The following is a 25,356-nucleotide window of genomic DNA, read 5'->3' as shown; positions in this document are numbered from 1 at the left end:
TTTTGTCTCCCCGAAGCTCAAGTCCTGGCGACCAATTCGTCACCACCGACCCCCAACCGCCGGGCAAGTGTTTCCGAAAGCCGCTGCGGCTCGAATTTTGGCACGTACTCGTCAACACCGACCGACTGCCCGAGTTTCTGGTTGGACATCCCGGACAGTGAAGAGTGCATGATCACCGGGATGTTGGCAAAGCGTGGATCGGACTTGATCCGCTTGGTCAGGATATAACCGTCCATCTCTGGCATCTCGATATCGGTCAGCACCAGATTGATGATCGAGGAAACCGGCTTGCCCACTGACTTCGCATAAGCTGCGACTTTTTCCATCTCATCCCACATCTGCCGCCCGTTAACCGCGCTCAAACCCTTCAGTCCCATGGCATCAAGCGTACGCTCGATCTGCTTGCGGGCAACACTGGAGTCATCGCAATAGAAAACCGTGACATCAGGACGGTCGACCGTAACCACACTGCGGAACATGATTTCATTTTCGATGCTGGTCGTCTCGGCGAGTACCTTTTCCACGTCCATCATCATCACCAGGCGATTGTCTTCAAGCTCGGTGACCGCGGTTACCAGACCACCGGTCTGGGCTGTCAGCATTTCCGGCGGCACACGCATCTTGCTCCAGTCCAGACGCAGGATCGTGTCTACGCCTTCAACCAGGAAGCCCTGAGTATGTCCGTTGTACTCGGTGACAATCATGATCTCGCGGGGCGTTTCGGCAGAAATTCCCGAATATTTCGCCAGATCGATCACCGGCACCAGAGCGCCGCGCAAGCTGACCATTCCCTCGACTGAGGAGGGCATGTCGGGAGCGGCAGTAATCGCTGGCGTGCGCATGACCTCACGTACCTTGAACACGTTGATGCCGTAGGTTTCACGGCGCCCCGTCCGCTGGTCAACGCCGAGGAAAAACAGCAATATTTCAAGCTTGTTGGTCCCCGCAAGCTTGGTCCGCGCATCAATATTTTTCAACAATTCCGACATTATTATCCCCTCGCCTGACACGCTGCCCGACGTTCGCATCGAGTAAAGCTAACACGCAACCGGCCGTTAGGCCAAACACGCCATCCTGCACACTGCCCGCTACTCCTGTTCCACCGCACCGAAAAGCATTCAGGCGATGCGGAACAACTTGCTGAAATTCGCAATTTCCAGGACCTGCTTGACATTCCCCTGAACACCACTGAGCACGACATCCTTGCCACAACCACCCATCTTGTCCCGTAACATCAGCAACATGCCAAGCGCAGAACTGTCCAGATAATCGACGCCCGCGAAGTCCACCGTGATCGCCCGACAAGCCTCGTCGGTAACCAGCGGCTCATAGGCGGCACGAAAATCCCTGTGGGTATTGAAATCGAACCGACCGACCAGGGAAATTGTGGCCATCCCCGATTCCTGCTTGACGTTTGTCTGCATTGCAATTCCTAAAAAATACCAAATCCCGACCTAGTTTAATACTTTCGTCGATTCCAGCAAGCCCCGTCTTCAAATATCAGCGGGGAACCGCTGCAATCACCCGGCGCGCCATGTCGTCGAGGGCACATTGCTCTTCGACGGCGCCAATCAAAAATGCCTCGCGCGGCATCCCGTAAACAACGCAGCTGGCCTCGTCCTGGCCGAAGGTCTTGGCTCCCGCCTGACGCATCCGCAGCATGCCCTGAGCACCATCCTTCCCCATGCCGGTGAGGATGACACCGATGGCCTGCCGGCCAACGACCTGAGCCGCCGAATCGAACAGGACATCGACTGATGGCCGATGACGATTGACCGGTTCAGCAGCAGACAACTCCGTCACCAGACCAGCACCAGTCCTGCGAATCAGCATGTGCGAGTGCCCGGGTGCAATATATACGGTCCCGGCTTCAACACGCTCGTTGCCCTGTGCTTCAATCACCCGGGGAGCACACAGTCCATCAAGACGACGGGCGAACGATGAAGTGAAAGTTTCCGGCATGTGCTGAACGATCAGGATCGGAGGGCAATTGGCCGGTATCCCCAGGAGAAATTCCTTGATAGCCTCGGTTCCTCCGGTCGACGCCCCCAGAAAGATGATTTTCCCGGATCCGGACGCCATACCGGCAGGGGCGTGGCTCGACGTACTTACTGGCACGGTGCGCTGCGCCGGTGGCACGGAAGAAGTTGAATGGGGAAAGGAACGTCCCCGGACACGCGCCGTACGCGCCGCCCGAATTTTTTCAGCCAGTTCTTCTGCATAGAGCTCCATCGTTTGGGCTGCGTCGGTGCGCGGTTTGCCAATAAAATCCACCGCCCCCAGTTCCAGCGCCTTGAGCGTGGTTTCAGATGTTGCGTTGGTATACGACGAGACCATGACAACCGGCATGGGTCGCAGGCGCATCAGGCGGTCGAGGAATTCGAGCCCATCCATACCCGGCATGTGCACGTCGAGCGTCAGGACATCCGGATTGAGCGTCTTGATCAACTCGCGCGCGGTCTGTGCATCCGGTGCCGCACCAACCACTTCCAGGTCGGCAACGCCATTGATCATCGCGCTCAGCAAGCCGCGCATCAAGGCAGAATCATCCACAATCAGGACACGGGTTTTCGTCATCATCCGGCACCGAAACAAATTCCAAACATCAGATAAACAACTCCACATCGCCTTCCAGTGAAGAACCGGAGAGACGCGCCTTGTAATCGCGCTCGCGACTGAACAAGGTTTCGTTATGCACGCGGTGAAGTTTCTTGACCAGCACCCTCCCGTTTTGGGGAAAGTAATAAACCTTGCGCGGGTACGAGTCGAGCAGATCCTTGGCGACGATGGGAATTTTTTCCGTCTTCAGGTAATTGAGGACGAATTCCGCATTACGCACACCGACGTTGCTGCTCGCCAGACTGGCCATTACTGCGCCGCCACCAAAAACCTTGGCTTCCAGGCGATTGCGCCGGGCTCCCATCTTCAGCAGATGGTTGATCAAGACTTCCATGGCGTAGGAACCATAGCGCGCCGAGGTACCCACGGTTTCGCTGCGGCCGCCGTCGTCCGGCAGCATGAAGTGATTCATGCCGCCGATGCCGGCCTCGACATCACGGATACACGCCGCCACACAGGAGCCAAGGACGGTCACCAACAGCATGCCCTGGTCGGAAACGTAATATTCCCCAGGCAATATTTTGGCTGCATCTGCTTCGAAATGCCGGTCAAAGTAGCGGTTGGTCGCCAGATGTTCGTCGTAAGCGTGCTGCACGCGTGTCCTTTTTCAGCGAGCCCCGGCCAGCGCGTAAACTGTCTTGCCCAGCGACTTGAACAAGTCAGCCGCATGCAGGAAGCTTTCCGAATGCCCCGCAAACATCAGACCATCCGGCTGCATCATCGGGGCAAAACGGGACAGTATCTTGTACTGCGTCGGCTTGTCGAAATAGATCATGACATTGCGACAGAACAGGACATCGAGCGGACCTTTCACCTGGTAGCTTGAGTCCAGCAGATTGATCCGGCGAAACTCGATCAGGCGCTTCAATTCCGGGCGCACAGCGGCAAAGCCATCCTGGTTGCCGGTACCACGCAGGAAAAAACGCCGCAGTCGCTCCGGTGACATCTTGTCCAGACGATCCATGGCATAGACACCTTTTTGTGCCGTCGCCAGCACGTTGGTATCGAGGTCTGAGGCAATAATGCTGACGTGTGAAGCCTCGGTACCAAAGGTTTCCGCAACTGTCATCGCGATCGAGTAAGGCTCTTCCCCGGTCGACGCTGCAGAACACCAGATTTTGATCGGACGGCGGGTTCCCAGTTTGCGCAGATGTTCGGCAAAGATCGGGAAATGATGTGGCTCGCGAAAAAACGAGGTGAGATTGGTGGTCAGCGAATTGACGAAACGCTCCCATTCATCGCCACCGTTGCGTTCAAGTCCATCCAGATAGTCGCCGAAACTGGCCTTGTTCAAGGCCCGCAGGCGTCGCGCCAGACGCGAATAGACCATGTCCTTCTTGACCGGCGACAGGGAAATCCCAGCATGCTGATAGATCAGCTTGCGTACGCGCTCGAAATCCGCATCGGAAAACGCAAACTCGCGCGTGGCGCTTTCCCGGGGCGGCAAGGCCTTGCTCAACTCACTGCGCAGGCCACCAATCGGCGGGAGCGGTCGTTTCGGATCGATGGTCATCTCAGAACTCTTCCCATTCATCGTCAAGACTGGCTGGCAGGCTGCGCATTTTTTCACGCGGAGGAGTGCGGTGCTCGATGGTAGCAACCGCAGGCGCAGACAAAGCTGGGGCACGTTCGGCGGAAAGTTTGAAGACCGATACGGCTCGCGCCATCGACTCGGCCTGCTCTTCCAGGCTCTCCGCAGCGGCGGCAGCCTGCTCGACAAGCGCGGCATTCTGTTGTGTCACTTCGTCCATCTGACTGACTGCCAGGCTGACCTGTTCGATACCTGCACTCTGCTCACGGCTGGCCTCGGCAATATCCGTAACGATCCGGGCAACCCGCTTGATGCTGCTCATGATCTCGGTCATCGTCGCCCCGGCCTGGTTGACCAGCTTGCTGCCAGCCTCGACGCGCCCGACAGAATCGGAGATCAACCCCTTGATTTCCTTGGCTGCAGCAGCACTGCGTTGCGCCAGATTGCGCACTTCGGTCGCCACCACCGCGAAGCCACGTCCCTGCTCACCGGCCCGTGCCGCTTCCACCGCGGCATTCAGTGCGAGGATGTTGGTCTGGAAAGCGATTCCGTCAATGACCCCGATGATGTCGGCAATCTTGGCGCTGGCCTGATGGATCGAACCCATGGTATCGACCACCTTACCAACCACCTCGCCACCCTGCTCGGCAACACGCTGGGCACCACCAGCCAGCTCGTTGGCCTGACGGGCATTTTCGGCGTTCTGTTTGACGGTGGCCGTCAGCTCTTCCATGCTGGAAGCAGTCTCTTCGAGGCTGCTTGCCTGCTCTTCGGTACGGCTTGACAGATCCTGGTTGCCGGAAGCAATTTCCTTGGCGGCAACATTGATCATTTCGGCCGACCCCTGAATGCCGCCGACCAGTTCACGCAAACGCAGGACTGTCTGGTTGGCATCGGTTTTCAGGCGTCCGAAAGTTCCCTGATAATCGGTGTCGACCGTATGCATCAGATCGCCGGCAGCGATACGCGACAACAGATCGGCAATTTCATTGACCGCCGATGCCGTCGTTCCCAGCAAGCTGTTGATCCCGCTGCCGAGCTCCTTGTAGAACCCTTCCAGCGACTCGGCATCAAGACGAGCCTCCAGATTCCCCGCCGATGCCTGGTGAATCAGGTCAGCCACCAGTCGCTGCGCATTGAGCTCCGCCGTCCGGTCCAGCCATTCACCCACGGTACCGAGACGTTCGCCCCGATCGTTAACGATCGGATTAGTGACGACATTGAAAATTCGTCCGCCGATTTCCATTTCCGTGTTCCGCGTCCCCTGCAATTCACGCAAGCTGCGTAGCGCAGCCTTTGGATCAGCGTAGAAATCACCGATATTGCTGCCGACAAAGCGGTCGACCGAGAAACCGGGCTGGCGCTCGCGCATCGCCGGCTCGATCCGGCGCAGGGTACTCTGCAAACCCTTGTTGGCATAAAGCACGACACCATCATCATCGGCAATACGCAGGTTCGAACTGACACAATCCAGCGCGATACGAATCCGCAGATTGTCGTTGGCGACACGCTGTGCTTCCGCCACATTGAAGCCCTGCTGGATCTGCATGGACTGCAGACCCTGCAATATCTTGCCCATTTCATCGTTGCGCGAGATATCGACGTTTCGGGTGAAATCGCCGTTTGCCAGCGACTGGAAGGTGGCAATGATGTCGTTGATCGGCCGCGTGATCGAGCGGGTGATCGCCGTTGCGATCCAGACACCGGCGATCAGCGCCAGCAACAGGATGGCAACGATCCAGGTCAGTTCGGTGCGATACAAGGCCTCGCCATCCGCCACCAGTTGTTGCGCATCCTCTGCCTGTTTCTGAAAGAGCAGCTCAGCCTTGGCCGCCGCGGCTGTATAGGTCGGATTGATCTTGCCCAGCGTGATCATGTTTGCTTCATCAAAACGCCCGGCGAGTAAAGCCTCCTTGGCGGCCAACAGGCCTTCCTTGACATAGCGCATGCGTGCTTCCTGGAACTCATCCGCCAGCTTCTGCTGGCTTTCCGAGGATATCTGCTGCGTAAACAACGCCCACTGCCGGGATATTTCGGCAATGTTGGCATCGATCTGCCGGGTATGGAATTCGACATTGTGATCATGCAGACTGGCGTAACGACCTTCGGGATCGTGCTGCAGGGTCAACAGTACCTGGCTGCGGTTTTCCGCCATCAGACGACCGATCACGGCAAGCGCCTGGGTCGGCTTGATACCGTCATCATTCAGATTCACCGAGCTTTGATGGGTCTGTCCGATACCCCAGACACCCAGACCGGCAACCAGCACCATCGCCAGCAGCATGGTCGCAAAACCGGCAAACAGTTTCTGTCGCAGCGACCAACCGGCAAACAGCCCGGCCCCGCCGTTGACAACCGCGCCATGGCGGATGCGCAGACCGCCGGCACGCTTTTCGCGGAACAGACGATAGGCGCTTTCAGCAGCCTCGACCTGCTGCCGGGTCGGCTGACGACGCACGGACATGTAACCGATTACCTGGCCGTTTTCCCGAATCGGCGTGGCAGTCGCGAGAACCCAATAGAAGTCACCGTTCTTGCAGCGGTTTTTCACCAGCCCGGTCCATGGGCGCTCATCCTTGAGATCGCGCCACATGTCGGCAAAAGCTTCCGCCGGCATGTCCGGATGGCGAACGATATTGTGCGGTTGCCCGATCAGTTCCGCTTCCGAAAAACCGCTGATCTCGATGAAATCCTTGTTGAGATAGGTTATCTGGCCTTTCAGATCAGTCTTGGAGACGATCAGGCTGGTGGCAGTCAACAAGATTTCGTTCTGGCTAACAGGCTGGTTATTACGCATGGATCTGCCCTTCTTCTGAATTAGAACTCTGTCCAGCCGTCTTCACGGGCGGACACGACGGGGATACGCCCCGACGTCAATTTCTGTGGTTTTTTTGCGGTCAACATCGCTGGAGCAAGCTTTTTCCCGAGAACCTGACGGACATCCCGCTCCCGTTTCAAGGCTGCCGGGACCAGCGGCAGTGCCGGCTTCGCCACCGCCGACAGACGGAACGCTGAAACCGCCTGCGCCAGGCTTTGCGCCTGCTCCTGCAAGCTTTCTGCAGCTGCCGCGGCCTGCTCGACCAGGGCCGCATTCTGCTGCGTCACCTCATCCATCTGATTGATGGCGAGGCCAACCTGCTCGATCCCCGAACTCTGCTCCCGGGTCGCCCCGGAAATATCGCCCATCAGCCTCGCCACGCTTTGAATGCTCGCGACCACCTCATTCATCGTTGAACCGGCCTGATCAACCAGTTTGTTGCCGACTGCGACCTTGCTGACGGAATCGGCAATCAAACCCTTGATTTCCTTGGCCGCCGCCGCGCTGCGCTGGGCCAGGTTGCGCACCTCGGTGGCAACCACCGCAAAACCGCGCCCCTGCTCACCGGCCCGCGCAGCCTCGACTGCTGCGTTCAATGCAAGGATATTGGTCTGAAAGGCAATGCCGTCGATGACCCCGATGATGTCGGCAATCCGGCTGCTTGATTGTTGAATTGCGCTCATCGTCGTCACCACCTGACCAACGACTTCCCCGCCCTGTTCGGCAACACGCTGGGCATTGCCGGCCAGTTCGTTGGCACGACGCGCATTCTCGGCGTTCTGGTGCACCGTACCGGTCAGTTCCTCCATGCTCGATGCTGTTTCTTCGAGGCTGGAGGCCTGCTGCTCGGTACGCCCCGAAAGATCCTGATTGCCCTGGGCAATTTCCATCGCCGCGGTATTGATCGCATCCGTTGCGAGCTTGATCGAAAGCACGATTTCCTGAAGATTGTCGACGGTACCGTTCGCATCATCACGAACCCGACCCAGCAAACCCTGATAAGGCGTTTCGATCTTCTCGGTCAGATCCCCGCTAGCCAGACGCGACAACATGCGACCGACCTCTTCCAGCGCCTGGCTATTCACTTCGAGCAGGCGGTTTATCCCGGTCGACAGCTTCAAAAAGAACTCCTGCTTGTCGCCAAGTGCGATACGCCGCGAAAAATCGCCCGCAGCCGCGGCCTCGATGATGTCGCTCACCTCCTGTTCGATTGCCACCTCACCAGTACGATCCAGCCATTCGACCACCGTTCCGAGACGATCGCCCTGCTCGCCAAGAACCGGCGTGGCAACCAGGAGAAAGGTTCTACCTCCCACATTGATCTGGCTTCTGGTGGGCTCGCTCAGCCCCGCCAGCAGGTTTCGCTGATGCGCAGCATTCCGGTGATAAATGTCGAAATTGGCACCGAGAATGGTATCAGCACTGAAATCCGGCAGCTCCCGCCGGATATCCGACTCAGCTCTGCGCATCATTTCCAGGACTGCGCGATTGCAATAAATGATGATGCCATCGTTATCGGCAACCATCACGCAGTTCGAACCGACATCCAGTGCCACCTTGATTCGCATGGCCTCGGCCGCTATCCGGCGTTCGCTGGTACTGCGAACCTTGAGATCGGCCTGCATGCGCGCCAGCGTCTGCAGCAGATGGGCCGGTTCATCCTTGCCGTCCGAGTCGACCTGATTGTCGAAATTCCCTGCCGCAACCGACTCAGCAACATCAACCGCGGCCGACAGGGGGTTGGTGATCCCCCGGGTCACCCACAGACCAGACGGAATCATCACAACCACGGCAAGCACGATCAGGCCGATCAGGATCATTTGCACGTTGCCGCGAATCGCACCGATTTCATCAAGTGCCGCGAGGTTCGCCGCCTTCTGTGCGGCGACCAATTCGGTCACACCTGCTTCCCAGGCCTGCAGGTTCGGACCAAGTACCTCGGCGAAATGTGCTTGCGTTGCTGGCTGATTTCCCTCCCCGACCAGCACGAACAATCGCTTCAGGGCATCTTCGGCAGTAGCAGCGAAGGCCGGCAAGCGGACCAGGATCTCCCGGGCCTGCGGGGCCAACTGCATCCCAGCCAATTGCCCGGCACTTTCCCGATAGCGCAGCAAGGCACTCGCCACCCCCTGCTCCTCTTCCCGCTGACGGACAATTTCCTCGTAGAGCAGCGCATTGCGCGCATGCAGGCCAAGACTGTCAATATGGCCCTGCATTTCGCGAGCCAATTCCATGCCCTGGTTGTTGTCGACCGCAATCGTCTGCACTTTGTCACCAATCAACCCTAGGCTGATCAAAGCGACAAGTACAAAGGCGATCATCAAGCCAAGCGCGCCCACCGTCGTTGCGATCAGCCGGCTGCCTATCCTGAAATTGCGCACATTCAACATTTTGCCTCCCTCAGGTATCCGCTCACTCGGCAGCGGCCTCGATCAGTTCCATATCGGCACTGGTCATCAGACGCTCGATATCGGTGACGATCAACATGCGCTGATCGATGCTGGCCAGCCCCAGAATGTACTTGGTGTCGAATGAACCGGAGAAATCCGGCGCCTGACGGACCTGCGCCGAGGTCAAGGACAACACGTCGGAAACGCTGTCTACGACGGCCCCGATCACCCGCCCTGCGATATTGAGAATGATGACCACGGTGAAGGGCGTGTATTCGACCTTGCCAAGATTGAACTTGATACGCAGATCAACGATGGGGACGATGATGCCGCGCAGGTTGATCACCCCCTTGATGAAGGGTGGCGCATTGGCGATCAGCGTTGGCGTCTCGTAGCCGCGGATCTCCTGAACTTTCAGGATATCGATTGCATACTCCTCGCTGCCCAGCGTGAAGGTCAGGAATTCACTGGCCACCAGATCATCCTCGCCGGCCGCCGCCCCCTGCATCATGACTTCCATCATTCGCTCCTCATCTGCCGTTTATCCGGCTTTCTGCATATTTGTTCTGGCCATCCCGGCAATCGCCGAGACATCCAGGATCAGCGCCACATGACCATCGCCCATGATGGTCGCACCTGAAATCCCCGGCACCTTGCGGTAATTCGCCTCCAGACTCTTGATGACCACCTGGTGCTGTCCGAGCAGCGCGTCCACGAACAATGCGACCCGCGCGCCGTCGGCGTCAAGAACGACCATGATGCCCTGCGTGAAGTCATTCCATGCCGACTTGAGACGGAACATTTCATGCAGCACGACAACAGGCAGGTATTCTCCGCGAACCTGGACCACCCGTGCCTGGTTGGACAAGGTCTTGATGTCACCGGGCATCGGCTGCAGTGACTCGAGCACATAAGAAAGCGGCAGAATATAAATCTGATCGCCAACCGCTACCGACATGCCGTCAAGAATTGCCAGCGTCAGCGGCAGACGTACCGTCATGCGCGTACCAATGCCGAACATCGAATCGATTTCGACGCGCCCCCCCATCGATTGGATATTGCGGCGGACGACGTCCATGCCCACCCCTCTCCCGGACACATCGGTCACCTGATCGGCTGTCGAGAAACCGGCCTCGAAAATCAGGTGGAACACTTCCTGGTCGGTCATTTGCTCGGAAACCGGCAAGCCGCGCTCGCGCGCCTTCTGCAGGATTTTCTCGCGCGGCAGACCGGCACCATCGTCACCCACTTCAATGACGATATTGCCCCCCTGATGATAGGCTTTCAGGGTAATCGTACCGGTCGGGCTCTTGCCTGCCGCCACACGTTTCTCCGGCGACTCGATACCATGGTCGAGACTGTTGCGGATCAAATGGGTCAACGGATCGGTGATGCGCTCGATCAGGCTCTTGTCGAGTTCCGTGGTCTCGCCGAGAGTTTTCAGTTCGACCTGTTTGCCGAGCTTTGCCGACAGATCGCGAACAACGCGCGGAAAACGCGAGAAGACAAAGGAAATCGGCATCATCCGGATCGACATCACGGACTCCTGCAAATCCCTCGTATTGCGCTCCAGCTGGGCAAGTCCGTTAAGCAACCTTTCCGGTGCCGTTTCCTGCATCTGGGCAGAGGTTTGCAACAGCATGGCCTGGGTGATAACGAGTTCGCCGACCAGATTGATCAACTGGTCGACCTTCTCGATGCTGACCCGGATCGATGAGTCGCCAGAAGCAGCAACAGCGGTTTTAGCCTGACGCTCTGTCGGCTTGCCGAGCGCCACCTGCGCCGGCTCGGCCACCACACTGGCCACGGGCACTTCAGCGGGTACAGGCGGCGGCGGAATCGGCACGAAGAATCCGAAACCTTCCCCCTCCTCGATAACGGCAGGCGCTGACGGCAGGGGTTCAAAAAAGCCGTATCCGTCGTCCTTGGTTTCACTGGCTACCGGAGAAGCAGGCAACGGCTCGAAAAATCCGAAACTGTCGTCCTCAACCGGTGCAGCAGCAACGGCAGGCAGCGGCTCGAAAAACCCGTAGGCATCGTCCTCCTCTTTCGCCGCTTCATTTCGCTGCCCACTGCCACGGAAGAAACCATAGCCGCGCAGCTCGTCAGGGACGCCCGGGCAATCCGGAAAAAACCCGAATGCCGTTGTTCCATCGGCAGCAACCGCCTTGTCTTCGACAATCCGCCACGCACCATTCTCGGCGATGAAATCGATCTGATCGGCAAACACCTCTCGCGACTGATCGGTCAGCAAACGCAGGTCCCAGTAGGCGGGGCCGGTTTCTCCTGGCGCTGGGCGGCTGACAATCTCCAGATCCCCCAAGGAGCGCAGTTCATCGAGCAGATTCTCTATCCCGACGCCATTGGCTGCGATGTCGGTCGGCACGAACTGGATATCAAAAAGACGGCGTCCAGTATCTTCCGGAATCCGCACGGCCACTTCATCCTCTGCGGCCTGTGCAGGCACGGGCAACGACGGTGCGGCATTGCCACTGGAAAGCTGGCGCAAGCGGTCGCAAATGGCGATTACGGCCATCTGGTCGACCGCCCCCCGACCTTGATGGGCATCCAGCATGCTGCGCAACACATCGCCCGCCTGCAGAAAGGCATCAACCATATCTGCCCGCAGCGGCAGTTCCATCTTGCGAATCCGGTCGAGAAGATTCTCCAGGATGTGCGTGGTTTCAGCGAGGTCAGTAAAACCGAAGGTGCCGGCGCTTCCCTTGATCGAATGGGCGGCCCGGAAAATAGCGTTCAATTGTTCAAGGTCCGGATCACCGACATCCAGTTCAAGCAACAACGATTCCATAGCCGCCAGGTGCTCCTCCGACTCCTCGAAGAACACCTGATAAAACTGACTCATGTCGATTGACATGCTTCCTCCTCAGACGGTCACGATGCCAACGTGTGACCGGAAACAGATACGACCAGACACAGGCCGGCCGAACGGGGGGAAATCAGCCGATAACCTTGCGTACGACCTCGATAAGCTTTTGCGGATCAAACGGCTTCACCAGCCAGCCAGTAGCACCAGCCGCGCGCCCCTGAGATTTCATTGCATCAGACGACTCGGTGGTCAACATCAGAATTGGGGTCGTGGCGTACTGCGGGAGGCCTCGCAGACTCTTGATCAAGGTCAATCCATCCATGCGCGGCATGTTCTGGTCCGTCAGCACAAGATTCACGCTCCGCGATTTGGCCTTATCCAGACCATCCTGTCCGTCAACAGCTTCGACCACCTCGTAGCCAGCGCTTTTCAGCGTAAAGGAGACCATTTGGCGAATGGACGCGGAGTCATCAACTGCAAGAATGGTTTTGGCCATTTTTCCCTCATTTCTCAATCAGAACAATTCAATTTCATCACCGGCACAAACCTGCGACGATGCAAGCGTAACGAGTTCACATCCAGGTAGAAAACAACTAACCCGAGCGGCCGTTGGGTGTCGTTGGCAAATCAAGTACCGCAGGCACTTCGTCGCCGTTCTCGACATCAGCACTGTTGCCCTCCTCGTTGAGGATCGCCTGTTCGGTACGCTGATTCAAAACAACGATGCTGATCCGTCGATTGACGGGATTGAGCGGGTCATTCTTGTCGAACAGCAGCGTCGAACCCAAACCGACAACCCGCATGATCTTGTGCGCTTCCATACCACCGGCAACCAGTTCGCGCCGCGACGCATTGGCACGGTTGGCGGAAAGCTCCCAGTTGGAGAAGCCCTGAACGCCACCGACAAACGGGGCCGCATCAGTGTGGCCTCCCAGACTGATCCGGTTCGAAACGCCATTCAGTGCCTTGCCGATCTGACGCAAAAGATCCCGGGTGTAGGGCTTTACTTCGGCACCACCGGAATCGAACATCGGCCGATTCTGTTCATCGACAATCTGTATGCGTAGACCTTCGGAGGTGATGTCGAGAAGCAACTGTTTCTTGAACTGAGCCAACTGGGGACTCTGCTCGATCATTTTTTCGATATCTGCTTTCAGTAACTCCAGACGCTCCTGCTCCTTGCGCCGGAATTCCTGTTGCGCTGCTTTGGAGAAGGTGGTTTTCTTGGCCTCGACATCGCCCTTCTTGACTTGTCCGGACTGACGCGTCAAATCCTGCCCACCGCCCTTGAGGATACTGGTTGCATCGCCAGAACCGGCCCCACCGGACATCGAAACCTTCATCGGATTCTGGAAATAGTCGGCAATCCCCTGCAAATCTCCCTTGGCTGTCGACCCGAGGAGCCACATCAGCAGGAAAAAAGCCATCATCGCCGTCACGAAATCGGCATAAGCAATTTTCCACGCTCCACCATGCGAACCGCCCGCAACAACTTTCTTGCGTTTGATGACGATGGGGCGTGTCGAGTCGTCACTCATCGTGGTTCAGTCCGTTCGAGATGAGCACGCTTATTTACCCTTGCGCGCCTTGAGCTCTTCCTCAAGCTCACGGAAACTCGGACGATCATGGGAACCGAGCGTCTTGCGCCCGAATTCGATGGCAACCTGGGGAGCGTAACCCGACATTGATGCGAGCAGGACCATCTTGATGGTCTTGAAAATGGTTCCCGACTCCTGGGCTTTCTGGTCCAGCAAACCTGCTACCGGCGAAACAAAGCCGTAGGAAACCAGAATACCAAGGAACGTACCGACCAGCGCCCCCCCGATCATCTTGCCAAGCACCGCTGGCGGCTCACCAACGGAACCCATCACGTTCACCACGCCCATTACGGCCACGACGATACCGAAAGCCGGGGTCGCATCGCCCACCTTCGCCACCACATGAGCAGGCTCAGCCGCTTCGTGATGGTGTGTTTCCAGTTCGACATCCATCAGGCTTTCGATCTCGACGGTATTCAGGTTGCCGCCAACCATCATGCGCAAATAGTCGGTCATGAATTCGAGCACATGGTGATCGGAAACGATATTGGGGTACTTGGTGAAGATCGGGCTGGCTTCCGGATTCTCGACATCGCCTTCAATCGACATCAGGCCTTCCTTGCGGACCTTGGAGAGAATCTCGAACAGCAAGGCTAGCGCGTCGACGTAATACGCCTTGTTGTATGGCGACCCCTTGAGTACGCCGGGCAAGGCAGCCACTGTTGCCTTTATCACCTTGATGCTGTTGCCGGCAACAAAGCCGCCAATGGTCAGGCCGATGATGGCCACGTATTCGAGCGGGACCCACAGCGCCAGCAAGCTGCCATGCACGGCATAGGTGCCGAGCGATGAAGCCAGGATGATGACGTAGCCGACGATCAAAAACATGTGGAGCCCCTTTTAGCGCCGATAGCGGCGTACGGATATACCGTTTTATTGGTTGCCGCTATTGTATCCACAGGCTTCCGGGAAGCGCAAAGGAAGTTGGCAAACAAATCCGCCTTTATTGTGCGGGATTACGCAGTGATAGACTGCACCTTCACCACAGTTACCGATAACTTCCAATGTCGTTTTGCTCTCTTTGCGGTGCCGGCACACTTCTGCGAATTCCTCCCGGCGACAATCTGCCACGGCAGGTGTGTAGCCACTGCGGCCACATCCACTATGAAAATCCGCGGCTGATCGTCGGCTGCATCGCCGAGTGGCAAGGCCGCATCCTCCTCTGTCGACGCGCCATTGAACCGCGCCTGGGTTACTGGACGCTACCTGCAGGCTTCATGGAAAATGGCGAAACCACAGCTGATGCCGCTCGGCGTGAAACCATCGAGGAAGCTGGCGCACAGGTCGATATCGATGCTGCCTTCGCCATCGTCAGTATCGCCCACATCAACCAGATTCATCTTTTCTACCGTGGACAGATGCGGACTCCTGCTTATCAGGCAGGGGAAGAAAGCCTGGAGGTAGGATTATTTTTGCCGGACGACATCCCCTGGCATGACCTGTCGTTCCGCAGCGTCAAACTCTGTCTCGAAGCCTATCTGGCAGACCGTCGCTGCGGCAACTTCGGCTTTCATGAGCACGAACTTCATCCTGACCCAGGGGCACTTTGATTTGGCAGCACCTGCAGACGCAGGGAAAAACGAAATCTTCCGCCCCAGGCCGGCGGCAGCGGCGTCTGCTCTACGGCAACGCGCATGATTTCCAGCAGCCTTTCTGCAGAAATCATCGCCGCGGACTGCGAGGACAGGAGCAGCGTGGGATGGACCTGGCCAGGCTGACGATGCAAAACAAACACGATCTCACCGGGCGACAGGCTCGACAGGTTGGCAGCAGCAATAAGACGACTGGCGGAACGCCCTACTGCCAGACGATAGGCAGCGGCATCAACCCCATCCGGAAACACCGTGGATTCATCGACGCGAGAAACCTCATGCCGGTTGGCGCTTTTTCTTTTTTCCAACTTTTGCGGGGTTGACCGCAAATTTGACGCCCCACGCCTCAGCTTTTCATGGCGGGGCAGACTCTCTCTGACAGGGCTACCCGCTGCCGAAAAAACGCCCGGCATTTCGGGAATATCTTCCCGAACCAGCAAAACGGGCAGGCGATTCTTGATACTTCCTGCCCCGGAATGCGGAGCCCAATCATGTATGGGCAGCACGAACAGCAGCACATGCAGGACCAGCGAAATACAAAGCGTGTTGCGCAAGCAGAAAAGACAATCCCCGCAGCTCGCAGGGAGACAGCGGGGATTATCCATGTGCAGAACGCCAGGAAATTACTTGCCCTTGGCGCGCAATTCCTCATCCATCTTGTTCGAGTAAAGTTTCCCCATATAGGCCCCGATAACCAGAACACCGACGATTACCACCAGGCTCATCAAGCCGATATCACTCGTAAACAACAATTCCCAAGCCATAAGTCACCTCCCAGTAACAAAAAAATCAATCCGCCTTCGCATCAAGGCGAAACGGCTCCTCAAGATCGGCATGCCAAACCCCCTGCAATCGCCATTGACCTGCAGGATCTTCCAGCGTGACATGCCAGCGCCCATCCACATTAGCGGACAGCACGCCCCCATAGAAACCCGCACCTTCGGATTTCATTTCAACCAACTGATCCCTGCCGTCAATCGTCGGATGCGCGAGACGCAGGGTAATGGCGTCGGGTAACACAGCGCTATCCTTGGCCGTAATCAACAAACGAAGGTTCAGGCCGGCGCGCATCACGTCCGCATGCAAACCCAACTGCGTAGCCTGATGGTCGCGCTGCAAACGCTGATTAACCGTCAGCCCCTGCTTGTAGTAGTCATCGCTCACCAAGCCATCGGCACTCACAACCGCAATCCATGTGGTGATGATTCCGGCGACGATAACCAGACCAGGACCAGCCATCAATATCCACGGCCAGGGTTCCTTGTACCAAGGCTTGCTACCTGTTTTCAGTGTCATGCTTGCATTCATCTCAGGGCATCAGGAAAGAGGCCTTTTCGCGGATGGCGATTTTTTCGTCACCCTCGGCCTTGATATTGAAATAGATCGTGTGTGCTCCCTTTGCGCCAGCCTCAGGAGGAACACGAACGACTACGGTAACTTCACGATTCTCGGCGCTCGCCACTTCCACGGGAACATCTTCGGCCAGTTTCACGCCTTCCAGGCCATCTACTGCAACCCGGTAACGTTGCAACTTTTCCGTGGTGTTCATAAATTTCAGGTTATAAACGTTTTCGATCGATCCGTCATCCGCCTCACGCGACAACGTCGAGCGGTCCCGAATGACGTCGACCATCAAGGGGACGCGGGTCGCCAGCGACCACGCCGTTGCAGCACAGATCAGTATCAGGATGATTGTGTACAGGATGATGCGCGGTCGCATTATGTGCCCGACAACCTCGGCGGCACCAAAATGCTTCTCCAGCGCATTCTCGGTGGTATAGCGAATCAACCCGCGTGGCTTGCCGATTTTCTCCATGACCGGATCACAAGCATCGATGCAGGCACCACATCCAATGCACTCATACTGAATACCCTTGCGGATATCGATCCCGGTCGGGCAGACGACAACGCACAGCCCGCAATCGACACAATCACCAAGCGCCGACAGATCAGCATCCTTCCTACGTGCCCCCCGGGGTTCGCCACGCTCGGGATCATAGGTGATCACCAGCGTATCAGGATCAAACATCACCCCCTGGAAACGCGCATACGGACACATGTACTTGCACACCTGTTCCCGCAGGAAGCCGGCCTGCATGTAGCAGAACCCCGCATAGAAAAAGGTCCAGAAAATCTCCCAGCCGGACAGGCCGAACGGCAAAGCAGCCAAAAGCTCCTCAACCGGGGTGAAATAAGCGACCAGCGTGAAACCGGTCCATAATGAAATAGCTATCCACAGCGCGTGCTTGGTCAGCTTCAGTCGAAGCTTTCGCGCCGTCAGCGGCCCCTTGTCGAGCTTCATGCGAGCCGAGCGATCACCTTCGATGCGGTTCTCGACCCACATGAATATTTCGGAATAGACCGTCTGCGGACAGGCATAGCCGCAGAACAAGCGCCCAGCAATGGCCGTGAACAGGAACAAGCCATATGCCGAAACAATCAGAAGAACCGCCAGATAGAAAACATCCTGCGGCCACAACACCAACCCGAACAGATAGAACTTGCGCTCTACGAGATGGAACAGGATGGCTTGACGATCGTTCCATACCAGCCACGGCGCCCCATAGAAGAGAATCTGGGTGAGCCAGACGAAAGCCCAGCGCCAAGCAGTCCAGCGCCCCTGAATGTCACGAACGTAGATTTTCTTGTGCTTTTCGTAGAAAGAAACTGCAGCCGCCTGGGCGCCCTGTGTTTCCTGTCTTTGATCTTCGTTGGATTTCATGGGGTATCTCTTTATCAAAATTGCGCTGATGCCACGCTTTGTTTCATGGAAACAACACAATTTTGATAAATCAGCATGCGCTGAAAAACAAGGGGAGGCCAAAGCCCCCCCTCGTTCAATTACCTACTTACTTGCCACCCAGGCTCGTCACATAAGCAGCCAGCAGATGGACCTTGGCATCGCCAAGGAATTCCTTCCACGCCGGCATCTTGTTCTGACGGCCGTTGGTGATGGTTTCGACAATGGTCGCTTCGGAAGAACCGTACAACCAGACCTTATCGGTCAGGTTCGGAGCACCAAGCGCCTGCATGCCGGTACCGTCGACACCGTGGCAACCAACACAGCCTGCTTCGTTGAACGCAGTCTGACCCTTGCCGGCACGAACGGAGTCGTGCGGCAGACCGGACAGCGAGCGAACGTAGCTGGCCAGATCCTTGATCGTCTCGTCGCCAAGCTGAGCATGCGGGGGCATGACACCCATGCGGCCAGCCGAAATCGTCTCGACAATCTGCTCCGACTCACCACCCCACTGCCAATCAGCATCGGTCAGGTTCGGGAAGCCCTTCGCACCACGCGCATCAGCACCATGACACTGCATGCAGTAGGTCAAATACAGACGCTTGCCCATTTCCATTGCCTGCTTGTCGCCGGCAACCGCCTTGAGGTCCATTGCCATGTACTTGTCGTACAACGGCTTGACTGCAGCATCGACCTTGGCCACTTCTGCGGTGTGCTGTCCGACAGAGGTCCACCCCAGGACACCCTTGAAGTTACCGAGACCCGGATAAAGTGCCAGATACACGAGGGCAAAAACCACGGTGATCACAAACATCCAACTCCACCACTTGGGCATCGGATTGTTGTATTCCTCGAGGGTTTCATCCCAGACGTGACCCATGGTCTTGCCCGGCGTGAAGGTTGCCTTGCCCTGGACGATCAGGAGGACCGCACAAGCCAGAATACTGGCAAGCACGATCACGATGACGTACAGGTTCCAAAAATCGCTAACGAAATCGCTCATTTGCTTTCCTTTATTTCAGCGCGGGTGCGACGTACGGGACGCCGCACCATCATCATCACCTTCTGCAAACGGCAGGTTGGCAGCTTCTTCGAACCCCTTCTTGCTGCTCTTGCCGTAGGCCCACCACACGATTGCCAAGAAGCAAAGCAAACCGGCAACAGTGATCAGGGAGCGCAGATCGTTGATGTCCATGGCCATTACTTCATCGAGCTCAGTGCCGTCCCCATACCCTGGAGGTAGGCGATCAGAACATCCATTTCGCTCATGTCACCAATCGCAGCCTTGGCGCCCTTGATATCCTCGTCGGAATAGGTCGGGATGCCACGAAGGTTGGCGTAGCCACGCATCACACCCATCTTTGCTTCGATATCGGCAGCAACCGAATCCTTGGCCTTGGTATTTGCCAGGAAAGGATAGGCAGGCATGTTGGATTCCGGCACGACGTCACGTGGATTCGTCAGGTGGGCACGCTGCCACTCGTCAGAGTAGCGGCCGCCAACACGATGCAGATCCGGGCCGGTACGCTTGGAGCCCCACTGGAACGGATGGTCATAAACGAACTCACCAGCAACCGAATAGTGACCATAGCGCTCGGTTTCTGCACGGAACGGACGGACCATCTGCGAATGGCAGTTGTAACAACCCTCACGCAGATAAACTTCGCGACCTGCGAGCTGAACCGCACTGTAAGGCTTGAGGCCTTCGACCGGCGTTGTGGTGGATTTCTGGAAGAAGAGCGGCACGATTTCAAGCAGCCCGCCCCACAGAACCACAAACAAGGTCAGAACGAAAAGCAGGCCTACGTTCTTCTCAATTTGCTCATGCTTAAGCATTGTTTTCTCTCCCTAATCAGGCGTGATGAGCAACCGGAGCGATCACCGGCGCATCCTTGGTGTTACCGCCCGCCATGGTCTTGAACATGTTGTAGGCCATCAACAGCATGCCGCTCAGGAACAGCACACCACCCAACCAGCGGATCGCCCAGAACGGATAGGAGCCCTTGACCGATTCGACGAAGCTGTACGCGAGGGTACCGTCAGCATTGACAGCACGCCACATCAGACCCTGCATCACACCGGCGATCCACATGGAAGCGATATAAAGAACCGTACCGATGGTTGCGATCCAGAAGTGGGTCGTCACCAGCTTGGTGCTGTACATCTCGCTCTTGCCGAACAGACGCGGCAGCAGGTAGTAGATGGAACCGATGGAAACCATGGCCACCCAGCCGAGAGCACCGGAGTGCACGTGACCAACGGTCCAGTCCGTGTAGTGCGACAGGGCATTGACGGTCTTGATGGACATCATCGGACCTTCAAAGGTCGACATACCGTAGAAGGACAGCGAGGTGATCAGGAACTTCAGGATCGGGTCGTCACGCAGCTTGTGCCAAGCACCCGACAGGGTCATGATGCCGTTGATCATGCCACCCCAAGACGGCGCCAGCAGGATCAGCGAGAAGATCATGCCGACGGACTGGGTCCAGTCAGGCAGTGCGGTGTAGTGCAAGTGGTGCGGACCCGCCCACATGTACGTGAAGATCAGTGCCCAGAAGTGCACAACCGACAGTCGGTAGGAATAGACCGGACGACCAGCTTGCTTCGGCACGAAGTAGTACATCATGCCAAGGAAGCCTGCAGTCAGGAAGAAACCGACGGCATTGTGACCGTACCACCACTGGATCATTGCATCCTGAACGCCGGAGTAGGCCGAGTAGGAACGCGTCAGCGACACCGGAACGACAGCGCTGTTAACCAGATGCAGCAGGGCGACGGCAATGATCATGGAGCCGAAGAACCAGTTGGCCACATAAATATGGGAAACCGTACGCTTGGCGATGGTACCGAAGAAGACCAGACCATAAGACACCCAGACCAAGGTGATCAGAATGTCGATCGGCCATTCCAGCTCGGCATATTCCTTACCTTGGGTGATACCCAACGGCAAAGTAATGGCTGCCAGCAGAATGACAATTTGCCAACCCCAGAAAGTAAAGGGAATCAGCGGGCCGCCCCACAGGCGGGTGTGACCGGTACGCTGAACGCACCAGTAGGATGTTGCAAACAACGCACAGCCACCAAACGCAAAGATAACCGCGTTGGTATGCAGCGGGCGCAGACGCCCGTAAGTCAACCAGGGACCGATATTCAACTCCGGCCAGACCAGTTGTGCCGCAATGATGACACCGACAAGCATGCCGACGATGCCCCAGATGACAGTCATGACGGCAAATTGCCGTACGACCTTATCGTTGTATGTGGTTTGTGTTCCAGACATGAACCCACCTCTCGTTAGTGAAAAACGGAATGCCCACCTCCCTGAACCCAAGGGGGCACATAAAAGCGGATGGTATTCTAGTTGATGAGGGGCGTTTTGACCTAGATCAAGGTACCGACTATCTGGCGTGTGAATGGGTGATATTCCTACACCAGACAAGCGTTTTCCGGCCTCGGCGGAATTTTCAAAAACAGCAAAAGTGCGCCAACAACAAGTAATCGTCATGCGCAGCCCCTTGCTACCAGGAACCAGAAAAAGCAGAAAACGGTAGACAAAAAAAGGGTGCGTCGCAACGCACCCCAACCCCAACAGAGAATCATCGCGAGGCACTCGCCTCACATGGGGTCGGATATTGCCAGCGACCAACGCCCGCTGCGTTGACGCAGGTCAAATCTTGCCGGATTTCTCTTCTTGTTCAGCGATCTTGCCCTGAGGCGCCTCATCGTCATCCATCAAGACCTTGAACCCAGGCCCTTCGAGATCATCGAATTGGCCGCTCTTCACCGACCACCAGAAAGCGGCAGCAATCCCGAAAACAAGAAGGACAGAAATCGGCACCAGCAGGTAAACACTTTCCATCAATCATTCTCCAGACGCTGAATACGCAGTGAATTGACAACGACCAGCACGGAACTCAGGGACATGCCGATGCCGGCCATCCAGGGCGTGACGTATCCGGCAATCGCTGCCGGCAGAGCGACAATATTGTAGGCGAAAGACCACCACAGGTTCTGGCGGATGACGACTAGGCTGAACCCTGCCCGCCCCAAGCCCTTGTGCAGATGCCCGAGGTTTTCCGACAACAGCACGAAATCCGACTGCGTGCGGGCCAACTGAGCACCGCTCCCCATCGCCACGGACACCTGGGCCTGGGCGAGCACCGGCGCGTCGTTGACGCCGTCACCAACCATGGCCACGACGGCACCTTCGGACTGCAAGCCGGTCACACACGCGTATTTGCCGGCCGGCGTTACGCCAGCCCGGACATCGACAATACCCAACTCGGCGGCCACCCGAGCAGCCACCGCCGGCGCATCGCCGGTCAGCAACACCACGTGCTTGCCGGCCTTCTGCAACTCGTCAACCAGGCCTTTGGCCTCCGGCCGCAATTGATCACCGATGCGGAACAGCGCCAGCGCCCCCTGCGCATCGGCCAGCAAGACCACGGTATCGCCGCTTTCCAGCCAGTCGACCGCAGAATCCGGCAAGACAGTGCCACTCAGTGCCAAGGCATAATGCGGACGACCGATACGATAACGCTGCCCGCTGATCTCCGCCTCGATCCCCTGCCCCGGCTCACTGAGCGAGTCGACTGCCTGGAAACGCGCATCGCCTGGTGCCGCATGGCGCAGCGCCATGGCCAGCGGATGTTCCGAAGCCTGTTCCAATGCGGCAGCCAGGTTCAGACAATCGTCCCGCGACATGCCCCCCAGGGGCCGAACGTCCTGCAGGCGCATCTGCCCCGTCGTCAGCGTACCGGTCTTGTCGAAAACAAAATGCGTTGCCCGGGCCAGGGTTTCAATGGCATGCCCGCGCGTCACCAGCAAACCGTCGCGCGCCAGCGACCCGGCGGCAACGGTCAAGGCAATCGGCGTCGCCAGCGACAGCGCACATGGACAGGTCACGACCAGCACGGAGACGGTAATCCATAGCGCCCGCGAGGGATCGACGAAATACCAGCCGATTGCCGTCAAGGCGGCAACAACAAGCAGCGAGGCGACAAAATAACTGGCAATCCGGTCCGCCATTTCGACGATCCGCGGCTTCTCCAGCGAAGCCCGCTCCATCAATTCGATGATCGCCGACAGGCGCGTGCCCTGCCCGACCTTTTCGACCTGAACCACCAGCGGGCTCTCCGCGTTGATCGAACCGCCGGTCACCGGATCTCCCGGCTGCTTCGGTACCGGCAGGCTTTCGCCGGTGAGCAGCGCCTCGTTGGCACAACTGACACCTTCGATAACCCGCCCATCCGCCGGGACGATATCACCAGGCCGAACCAGAACGTAGTCGCCCACGTTCAGATCAGCGACCACTTTTTGCTCGGTTTCGCGGTCGACCGGAAAATTCGGCAGTTTTTGCGCGAAAGCCGGCAGCAACTTGGTCAACGCCTCGGTGACGCTGAGTGCCTTCTGGCGCGCTGTCATTTCCAGATAGCGTCCGCCCAGCAGGAAGAAAACGAACATGGTCACGGAGTCGAAATAGACCTCGCCTCCCTGGATTAGCGTCGCCCAGCAACTGGCGGCAAATGCCACACCGACCCCCAGCGCCACCGGCACGTCCATGCCGACCCGGCGCAGCTTGAGATCACGCCAGGCATTGCGGAAAAACGGTGCGGAAGAATAAAACACGACAGGCAGCGTCAGAATCAGGCTCGCCCAGCGCATCAGCAACTCGATGTCCGCCGTCATGTCGCCGTCGGCAATGTACACCGGATAGGCGTACATCATCACCTGCATCATCCCGAAACCCGCCACCCACAAGCGCCACATTGCGCCACGTCGCTCCTTGCGGGAAATTTCCTCGTTCTTCGCTGCATCGTAGGGATAGGCCCGGTAGCCGATCGCCGCCACGGCGCGCAGAATATCGGACAGCTTGATGCGCGACTCGTCCCAGCGGACACGGGCACGGCGCGATGCATAGTTGATGTCTACCGCGGTCACCCCCGGCAACTTGCCGATGTGCTGCTCGTTCAGCCAGATGCAGGCAGCACAGGTGATTCCCTCGAGCAACAGCGAAGCTTCGCGCTCGTTCTCGCCCAGATCCTTGACGAAACTCTTCTGGAAATCGGCATGATCGAACAATGCCATCTGTTCCAGGATCGCCGGCATGGCTTCGCGCGGCGACTCCGGTAGGGCATCACGACTGCGGTAGTAGTCTTCCAGGCCGTTATCCACGATGGACTGCGCCACTGCCTGACAGCCATAGCAACACATTGCCCGCTGCTCGCCATTGACGACAACCGGCAGATCGACTTCTTCAGGAATTGGCAGACCACAGTGATAGCAGGAAGCTTGGAACATGCAGCAAAAAAGGCACCGGAGTGCCTTTTTGGATTAGGACGGGTGCTTAGTATAGATTATTTGACGCCCATCCGGATCGCCCCATCCAGGCGAATGACCTCACCGTTCAGATAGGAATTTTCGGCGATGTGCCGGACCAGTGCGGCGTACTCGGCGGGCTTGCCCATGCGCGTCGGGAAGGGAACCATCTTGTTCAGCGAATCCTGCACTTCCGGCGGCATGCCAAGCAGCATCGGGGTTTCCATGATCCCCGGGGCAATCGTCAGACAGCGGATGCCACTACGTGCCAGCTCACGTGCTACCGGCAGCGTCAGGGCGACGATACCGCCCTTCGATGCCGCATAGGCGGCCTGACCGAGCTGCCCCTCGTAAGCGGCCACCGACGCGGTATTGACGATCACACCACGCTCGCCGCCGGCATCCGGCTCATTCTTCATCATCGCCTCAGCTGCCAGGCGGATCATGTTGAAGGTGCCAACCAGGTTGATGTTGATCACCCGGGAGAAACTTTCCAGACGATGCGGCCCTTCCTTGCCGACTACTTTCTCCGCCGGCGCGATACCGGCGCAATTGACCAGACCATGCAGGGCGCCAAAGGAAGAAATTGCCGTCTGGATGGTGTTGACCGCAGAAGTCTCGCTGCTGACGTCAGTCTCGACAAACAACGCGGCAGCACCCAGCTCCGCCGCCAGCGCCTCACCGGCAGCACGATTGACGTCCGCAAGCACCACGCGGGCACCAGCCTCGACCAGACCTCGCGCCGTCGCCGCACCCAAACCAGAACCACCACCGGTCACCACAAAAACTTTATTATTCAACTGCATATGCTTTCTCCTTTAATTATCAGCCAGCCCACACCAGACGGTAGCGTATGGACCGAGACAGCATATTAACCGGCCGGGCGTCGTAAAAAAAGCTGAATCCAGCTGACACATCCCGAT

Annotated in this window: 24 protein-coding genes; 1 reads left to right on the top strand and 23 read right to left on the bottom strand. The window is 57.5% G+C overall.

Annotated features, from left to right (window positions below; all coding sequences use genetic code 11):
- Positions 1 to 17 precede the first annotated feature (17 nt).
- The 12 genes from BJN45_RS04050 to motA all read right to left on the bottom strand — a co-directional run bounded on the left by BJN45_RS04050 (position 18) and on the right by motA (position 14,611).
- Positions 18 to 989 (bottom strand): chemotaxis protein, encoded by a 972-nt coding sequence (locus BJN45_RS04050; protein ID WP_076092269.1) that lies wholly within the window; start codon positions 987 to 989, stop codon positions 18 to 20.
- Between the two features lie 129 nt (positions 990 to 1,118).
- The gene (locus BJN45_RS04045; protein ID WP_076092267.1) at positions 1,119 to 1,424 is read right to left on the bottom strand and encodes an STAS domain-containing protein; all 306 of its coding nucleotides are present in this window, start codon (positions 1,422 to 1,424) and stop codon (positions 1,119 to 1,121) included.
- 76 nt (positions 1,425 to 1,500) lie between these two features.
- On the bottom strand, positions 1,501 to 2,580 hold the full coding sequence (locus BJN45_RS04040) for a protein-glutamate methylesterase/protein-glutamine glutaminase (protein WP_276205199.1): 1,080 nt from the start codon (positions 2,578 to 2,580) through the stop codon (positions 1,501 to 1,503).
- Positions 2,581 to 2,605: 25 nt separating this feature from the next.
- Entirely contained in the window at positions 2,606 to 3,214 is a 609-nt protein-coding gene (cheD, locus tag BJN45_RS04035) for a chemoreceptor glutamine deamidase CheD (RefSeq protein WP_076092265.1), read from the bottom strand.
- Between the two features lie 12 nt (positions 3,215 to 3,226).
- The gene (locus BJN45_RS04030; RefSeq protein ID WP_076092263.1) at positions 3,227 to 4,132 is read right to left on the bottom strand and encodes a CheR family methyltransferase; all 906 of its coding nucleotides are present in this window, start codon (positions 4,130 to 4,132) and stop codon (positions 3,227 to 3,229) included.
- A gap of 1 nt (position 4,133) precedes the next feature.
- Positions 4,134 to 6,908 (bottom strand): methyl-accepting chemotaxis protein, encoded by a 2,775-nt coding sequence (locus BJN45_RS18130; protein ID WP_276205198.1) that lies wholly within the window; start codon positions 6,906 to 6,908, stop codon positions 4,134 to 4,136.
- Positions 6,909 to 6,967: 59 nt separating this feature from the next.
- On the bottom strand, positions 6,968 to 9,358 hold the full coding sequence (locus tag BJN45_RS18125; protein WP_076092259.1) for a methyl-accepting chemotaxis protein: 2,391 nt from the start codon (positions 9,356 to 9,358) through the stop codon (positions 6,968 to 6,970).
- A gap of 22 nt (positions 9,359 to 9,380) precedes the next feature.
- Positions 9,381 to 9,881, bottom strand: a complete 501-nt coding sequence (locus tag BJN45_RS04015) for a chemotaxis protein CheW (protein WP_088179032.1) — start codon at positions 9,879 to 9,881, stop codon at positions 9,381 to 9,383.
- Positions 9,882 to 9,899: 18 nt separating this feature from the next.
- Positions 9,900 to 12,233 (bottom strand): chemotaxis protein CheW, encoded by a 2,334-nt coding sequence (locus tag BJN45_RS04010; protein ID WP_076092257.1) that lies wholly within the window; start codon positions 12,231 to 12,233, stop codon positions 9,900 to 9,902.
- 82 nt (positions 12,234 to 12,315) lie between these two features.
- On the bottom strand, positions 12,316 to 12,681 hold the full coding sequence (locus BJN45_RS04005) for a response regulator (RefSeq protein ID WP_076092255.1): 366 nt from the start codon (positions 12,679 to 12,681) through the stop codon (positions 12,316 to 12,318).
- Between the two features lie 97 nt (positions 12,682 to 12,778).
- Positions 12,779 to 13,723, bottom strand: coding sequence for a flagellar motor protein MotB (gene motB, locus BJN45_RS04000; protein WP_076092253.1), 945 nt, complete (start codon positions 13,721 to 13,723; stop codon positions 12,779 to 12,781).
- Between the two features lie 30 nt (positions 13,724 to 13,753).
- Entirely contained in the window at positions 13,754 to 14,611 is an 858-nt protein-coding gene (motA, locus tag BJN45_RS03995) for a flagellar motor stator protein MotA (protein WP_076092251.1), read from the bottom strand.
- A 176-nt stretch (positions 14,612 to 14,787) separates the two neighbouring features.
- Here motA and BJN45_RS03990 point away from each other — a divergent pair, with 176 nt between their 5' ends.
- Positions 14,788 to 15,333 (top strand): NUDIX hydrolase, encoded by a 546-nt coding sequence (locus tag BJN45_RS03990; protein ID WP_076092249.1) that lies wholly within the window; start codon positions 14,788 to 14,790, stop codon positions 15,331 to 15,333.
- Here BJN45_RS03990 and BJN45_RS17580 read toward each other — a convergent pair.
- From BJN45_RS17580 to BJN45_RS03935, 11 genes are all read right to left on the bottom strand, one after another.
- Positions 15,309 to 15,929 carry a hypothetical protein gene (locus BJN45_RS17580; RefSeq protein WP_139326281.1) on the bottom strand — a complete coding sequence of 207 codons (621 nt, stop codon included), beginning with the start codon at positions 15,927 to 15,929 and terminating at the stop codon, positions 15,309 to 15,311. The genes BJN45_RS03990 and BJN45_RS17580 overlap by 25 nt on opposite strands.
- A gap of 69 nt (positions 15,930 to 15,998) precedes the next feature.
- On the bottom strand, positions 15,999 to 16,139 hold the full coding sequence (locus BJN45_RS03980) for a DUF3149 domain-containing protein (protein WP_083650777.1): 141 nt from the start codon (positions 16,137 to 16,139) through the stop codon (positions 15,999 to 16,001).
- A gap of 25 nt (positions 16,140 to 16,164) precedes the next feature.
- The gene (locus BJN45_RS03975; RefSeq protein ID WP_240494483.1) at positions 16,165 to 16,671 is read right to left on the bottom strand and encodes a FixH family protein; all 507 of its coding nucleotides are present in this window, start codon (positions 16,669 to 16,671) and stop codon (positions 16,165 to 16,167) included.
- 13 nt (positions 16,672 to 16,684) lie between these two features.
- Complete coding sequence (ccoG, locus tag BJN45_RS03970; RefSeq protein WP_076092243.1) at positions 16,685 to 18,097, bottom strand: cytochrome c oxidase accessory protein CcoG; 1,413 nt, start codon at positions 18,095 to 18,097, stop codon at positions 16,685 to 16,687.
- Between the two features lie 127 nt (positions 18,098 to 18,224).
- Positions 18,225 to 19,118 (bottom strand): cytochrome-c oxidase, cbb3-type subunit III, encoded by an 894-nt coding sequence (gene ccoP / locus BJN45_RS03965; protein WP_076092241.1) that lies wholly within the window; start codon positions 19,116 to 19,118, stop codon positions 18,225 to 18,227.
- Positions 19,119 to 19,133: 15 nt separating this feature from the next.
- A complete protein-coding gene (locus tag BJN45_RS03960; RefSeq protein WP_076092550.1) occupies positions 19,134 to 19,310 on the bottom strand; it encodes a cbb3-type cytochrome oxidase subunit 3 in 177 nt (58 codons plus the stop codon).
- Between the two features lie 5 nt (positions 19,311 to 19,315).
- Positions 19,316 to 19,951, bottom strand: a complete 636-nt coding sequence (gene ccoO / locus BJN45_RS03955) for a cytochrome-c oxidase, cbb3-type subunit II (RefSeq protein WP_076092239.1) — start codon at positions 19,949 to 19,951, stop codon at positions 19,316 to 19,318.
- A gap of 16 nt (positions 19,952 to 19,967) precedes the next feature.
- Positions 19,968 to 21,395, bottom strand: a complete 1,428-nt coding sequence (ccoN, locus tag BJN45_RS03950; protein ID WP_076092237.1) for a cytochrome-c oxidase, cbb3-type subunit I — start codon at positions 21,393 to 21,395, stop codon at positions 19,968 to 19,970.
- A 387-nt stretch (positions 21,396 to 21,782) separates the two neighbouring features.
- Positions 21,783 to 21,974, bottom strand: a complete 192-nt coding sequence (gene ccoS, locus BJN45_RS03945) for a cbb3-type cytochrome oxidase assembly protein CcoS (RefSeq protein ID WP_076092235.1) — start codon at positions 21,972 to 21,974, stop codon at positions 21,783 to 21,785.
- On the bottom strand, positions 21,974 to 24,415 hold the full coding sequence (locus BJN45_RS03940) for a heavy metal translocating P-type ATPase (protein ID WP_076092233.1): 2,442 nt from the start codon (positions 24,413 to 24,415) through the stop codon (positions 21,974 to 21,976). Before BJN45_RS03940 ends, ccoS begins: the two co-directional genes overlap by 1 nt.
- A gap of 56 nt (positions 24,416 to 24,471) precedes the next feature.
- A complete protein-coding gene (locus tag BJN45_RS03935; RefSeq protein WP_076092231.1) occupies positions 24,472 to 25,239 on the bottom strand; it encodes a 3-hydroxyacyl-CoA dehydrogenase in 768 nt (255 codons plus the stop codon).
- Between the last annotated feature and the right edge of the window lie 117 nt (positions 25,240 to 25,356).

It is taken from the genome of Azonexus hydrophilus, assembly GCF_001956855.1.
Classification (GTDB): Bacteria; Pseudomonadota; Gammaproteobacteria; order Burkholderiales; family Rhodocyclaceae; genus Azonexus; species Azonexus hydrophilus_A.
Note: the sequence above shows the minus strand (reverse complement) of the source record. Positions and strands in the feature narration are given on the sequence as shown.

Coding starts and splice junctions, on each gene's coding strand:
- BJN45_RS04050 (WP_076092269.1), bottom strand. CDS start 989: ATGTCGGAATTGTTGAAAAATATTGATGCGCGGACCAAGCTTGCGGGG.
- BJN45_RS04045 (WP_076092267.1), bottom strand. CDS start 1,424: ATGCAGACAAACGTCAAGCAGGAATCGGGGATGGCCACAATTTCCCTG.
- BJN45_RS04040 (WP_276205199.1), bottom strand. CDS start 2,580: ATGATGACGAAAACCCGTGTCCTGATTGTGGATGATTCTGCCTTGATG.
- BJN45_RS04030 (WP_076092263.1), bottom strand. CDS start 4,132: ATGACCATCGATCCGAAACGACCGCTCCCGCCGATTGGTGGCCTGCGC.
- BJN45_RS18125 (WP_076092259.1), bottom strand. CDS start 9,358: ATGTTGAATGTGCGCAATTTCAGGATAGGCAGCCGGCTGATCGCAACG.
- BJN45_RS04015 (WP_088179032.1), bottom strand. CDS start 9,881: ATGATGGAAGTCATGATGCAGGGGGCGGCGGCCGGCGAGGATGATCTG.
- BJN45_RS04010 (WP_076092257.1), bottom strand. CDS start 12,233: ATGTCAATCGACATGAGTCAGTTTTATCAGGTGTTCTTCGAGGAGTCG.
- BJN45_RS04005 (WP_076092255.1), bottom strand. CDS start 12,681: ATGGCCAAAACCATTCTTGCAGTTGATGACTCCGCGTCCATTCGCCAA.
- motB (WP_076092253.1), bottom strand. CDS start 13,723: ATGAGTGACGACTCGACACGCCCCATCGTCATCAAACGCAAGAAAGTT.
- motA (WP_076092251.1), bottom strand. CDS start 14,611: ATGTTTTTGATCGTCGGCTACGTCATCATCCTGGCTTCATCGCTCGGC.
- BJN45_RS03990 (WP_076092249.1), top strand. CDS start 14,788: ATGTCGTTTTGCTCTCTTTGCGGTGCCGGCACACTTCTGCGAATTCCT.
- BJN45_RS03980 (WP_083650777.1), bottom strand. CDS start 16,139: ATGGCTTGGGAATTGTTGTTTACGAGTGATATCGGCTTGATGAGCCTG.
- BJN45_RS03975 (WP_240494483.1), bottom strand. CDS start 16,671: ATGACACTGAAAACAGGTAGCAAGCCTTGGTACAAGGAACCCTGGCCG.
- ccoG (WP_076092243.1), bottom strand. CDS start 18,097: ATGAAATCCAACGAAGATCAAAGACAGGAAACACAGGGCGCCCAGGCG.
- ccoP (WP_076092241.1), bottom strand. CDS start 19,118: ATGAGCGATTTCGTTAGCGATTTTTGGAACCTGTACGTCATCGTGATC.
- BJN45_RS03960 (WP_076092550.1), bottom strand. CDS start 19,310: ATGGACATCAACGATCTGCGCTCCCTGATCACTGTTGCCGGTTTGCTT.
- ccoO (WP_076092239.1), bottom strand. CDS start 19,951: ATGCTTAAGCATGAGCAAATTGAGAAGAACGTAGGCCTGCTTTTCGTT.
- ccoN (WP_076092237.1), bottom strand. CDS start 21,395: ATGTCTGGAACACAAACCACATACAACGATAAGGTCGTACGGCAATTT.
- ccoS (WP_076092235.1), bottom strand. CDS start 21,974: ATGGAAAGTGTTTACCTGCTGGTGCCGATTTCTGTCCTTCTTGTTTTC.
- BJN45_RS03940 (WP_076092233.1), bottom strand. CDS start 24,415: ATGTTCCAAGCTTCCTGCTATCACTGTGGTCTGCCAATTCCTGAAGAA.
- BJN45_RS03935 (WP_076092231.1), bottom strand. CDS start 25,239: ATGCAGTTGAATAATAAAGTTTTTGTGGTGACCGGTGGTGGTTCTGGT.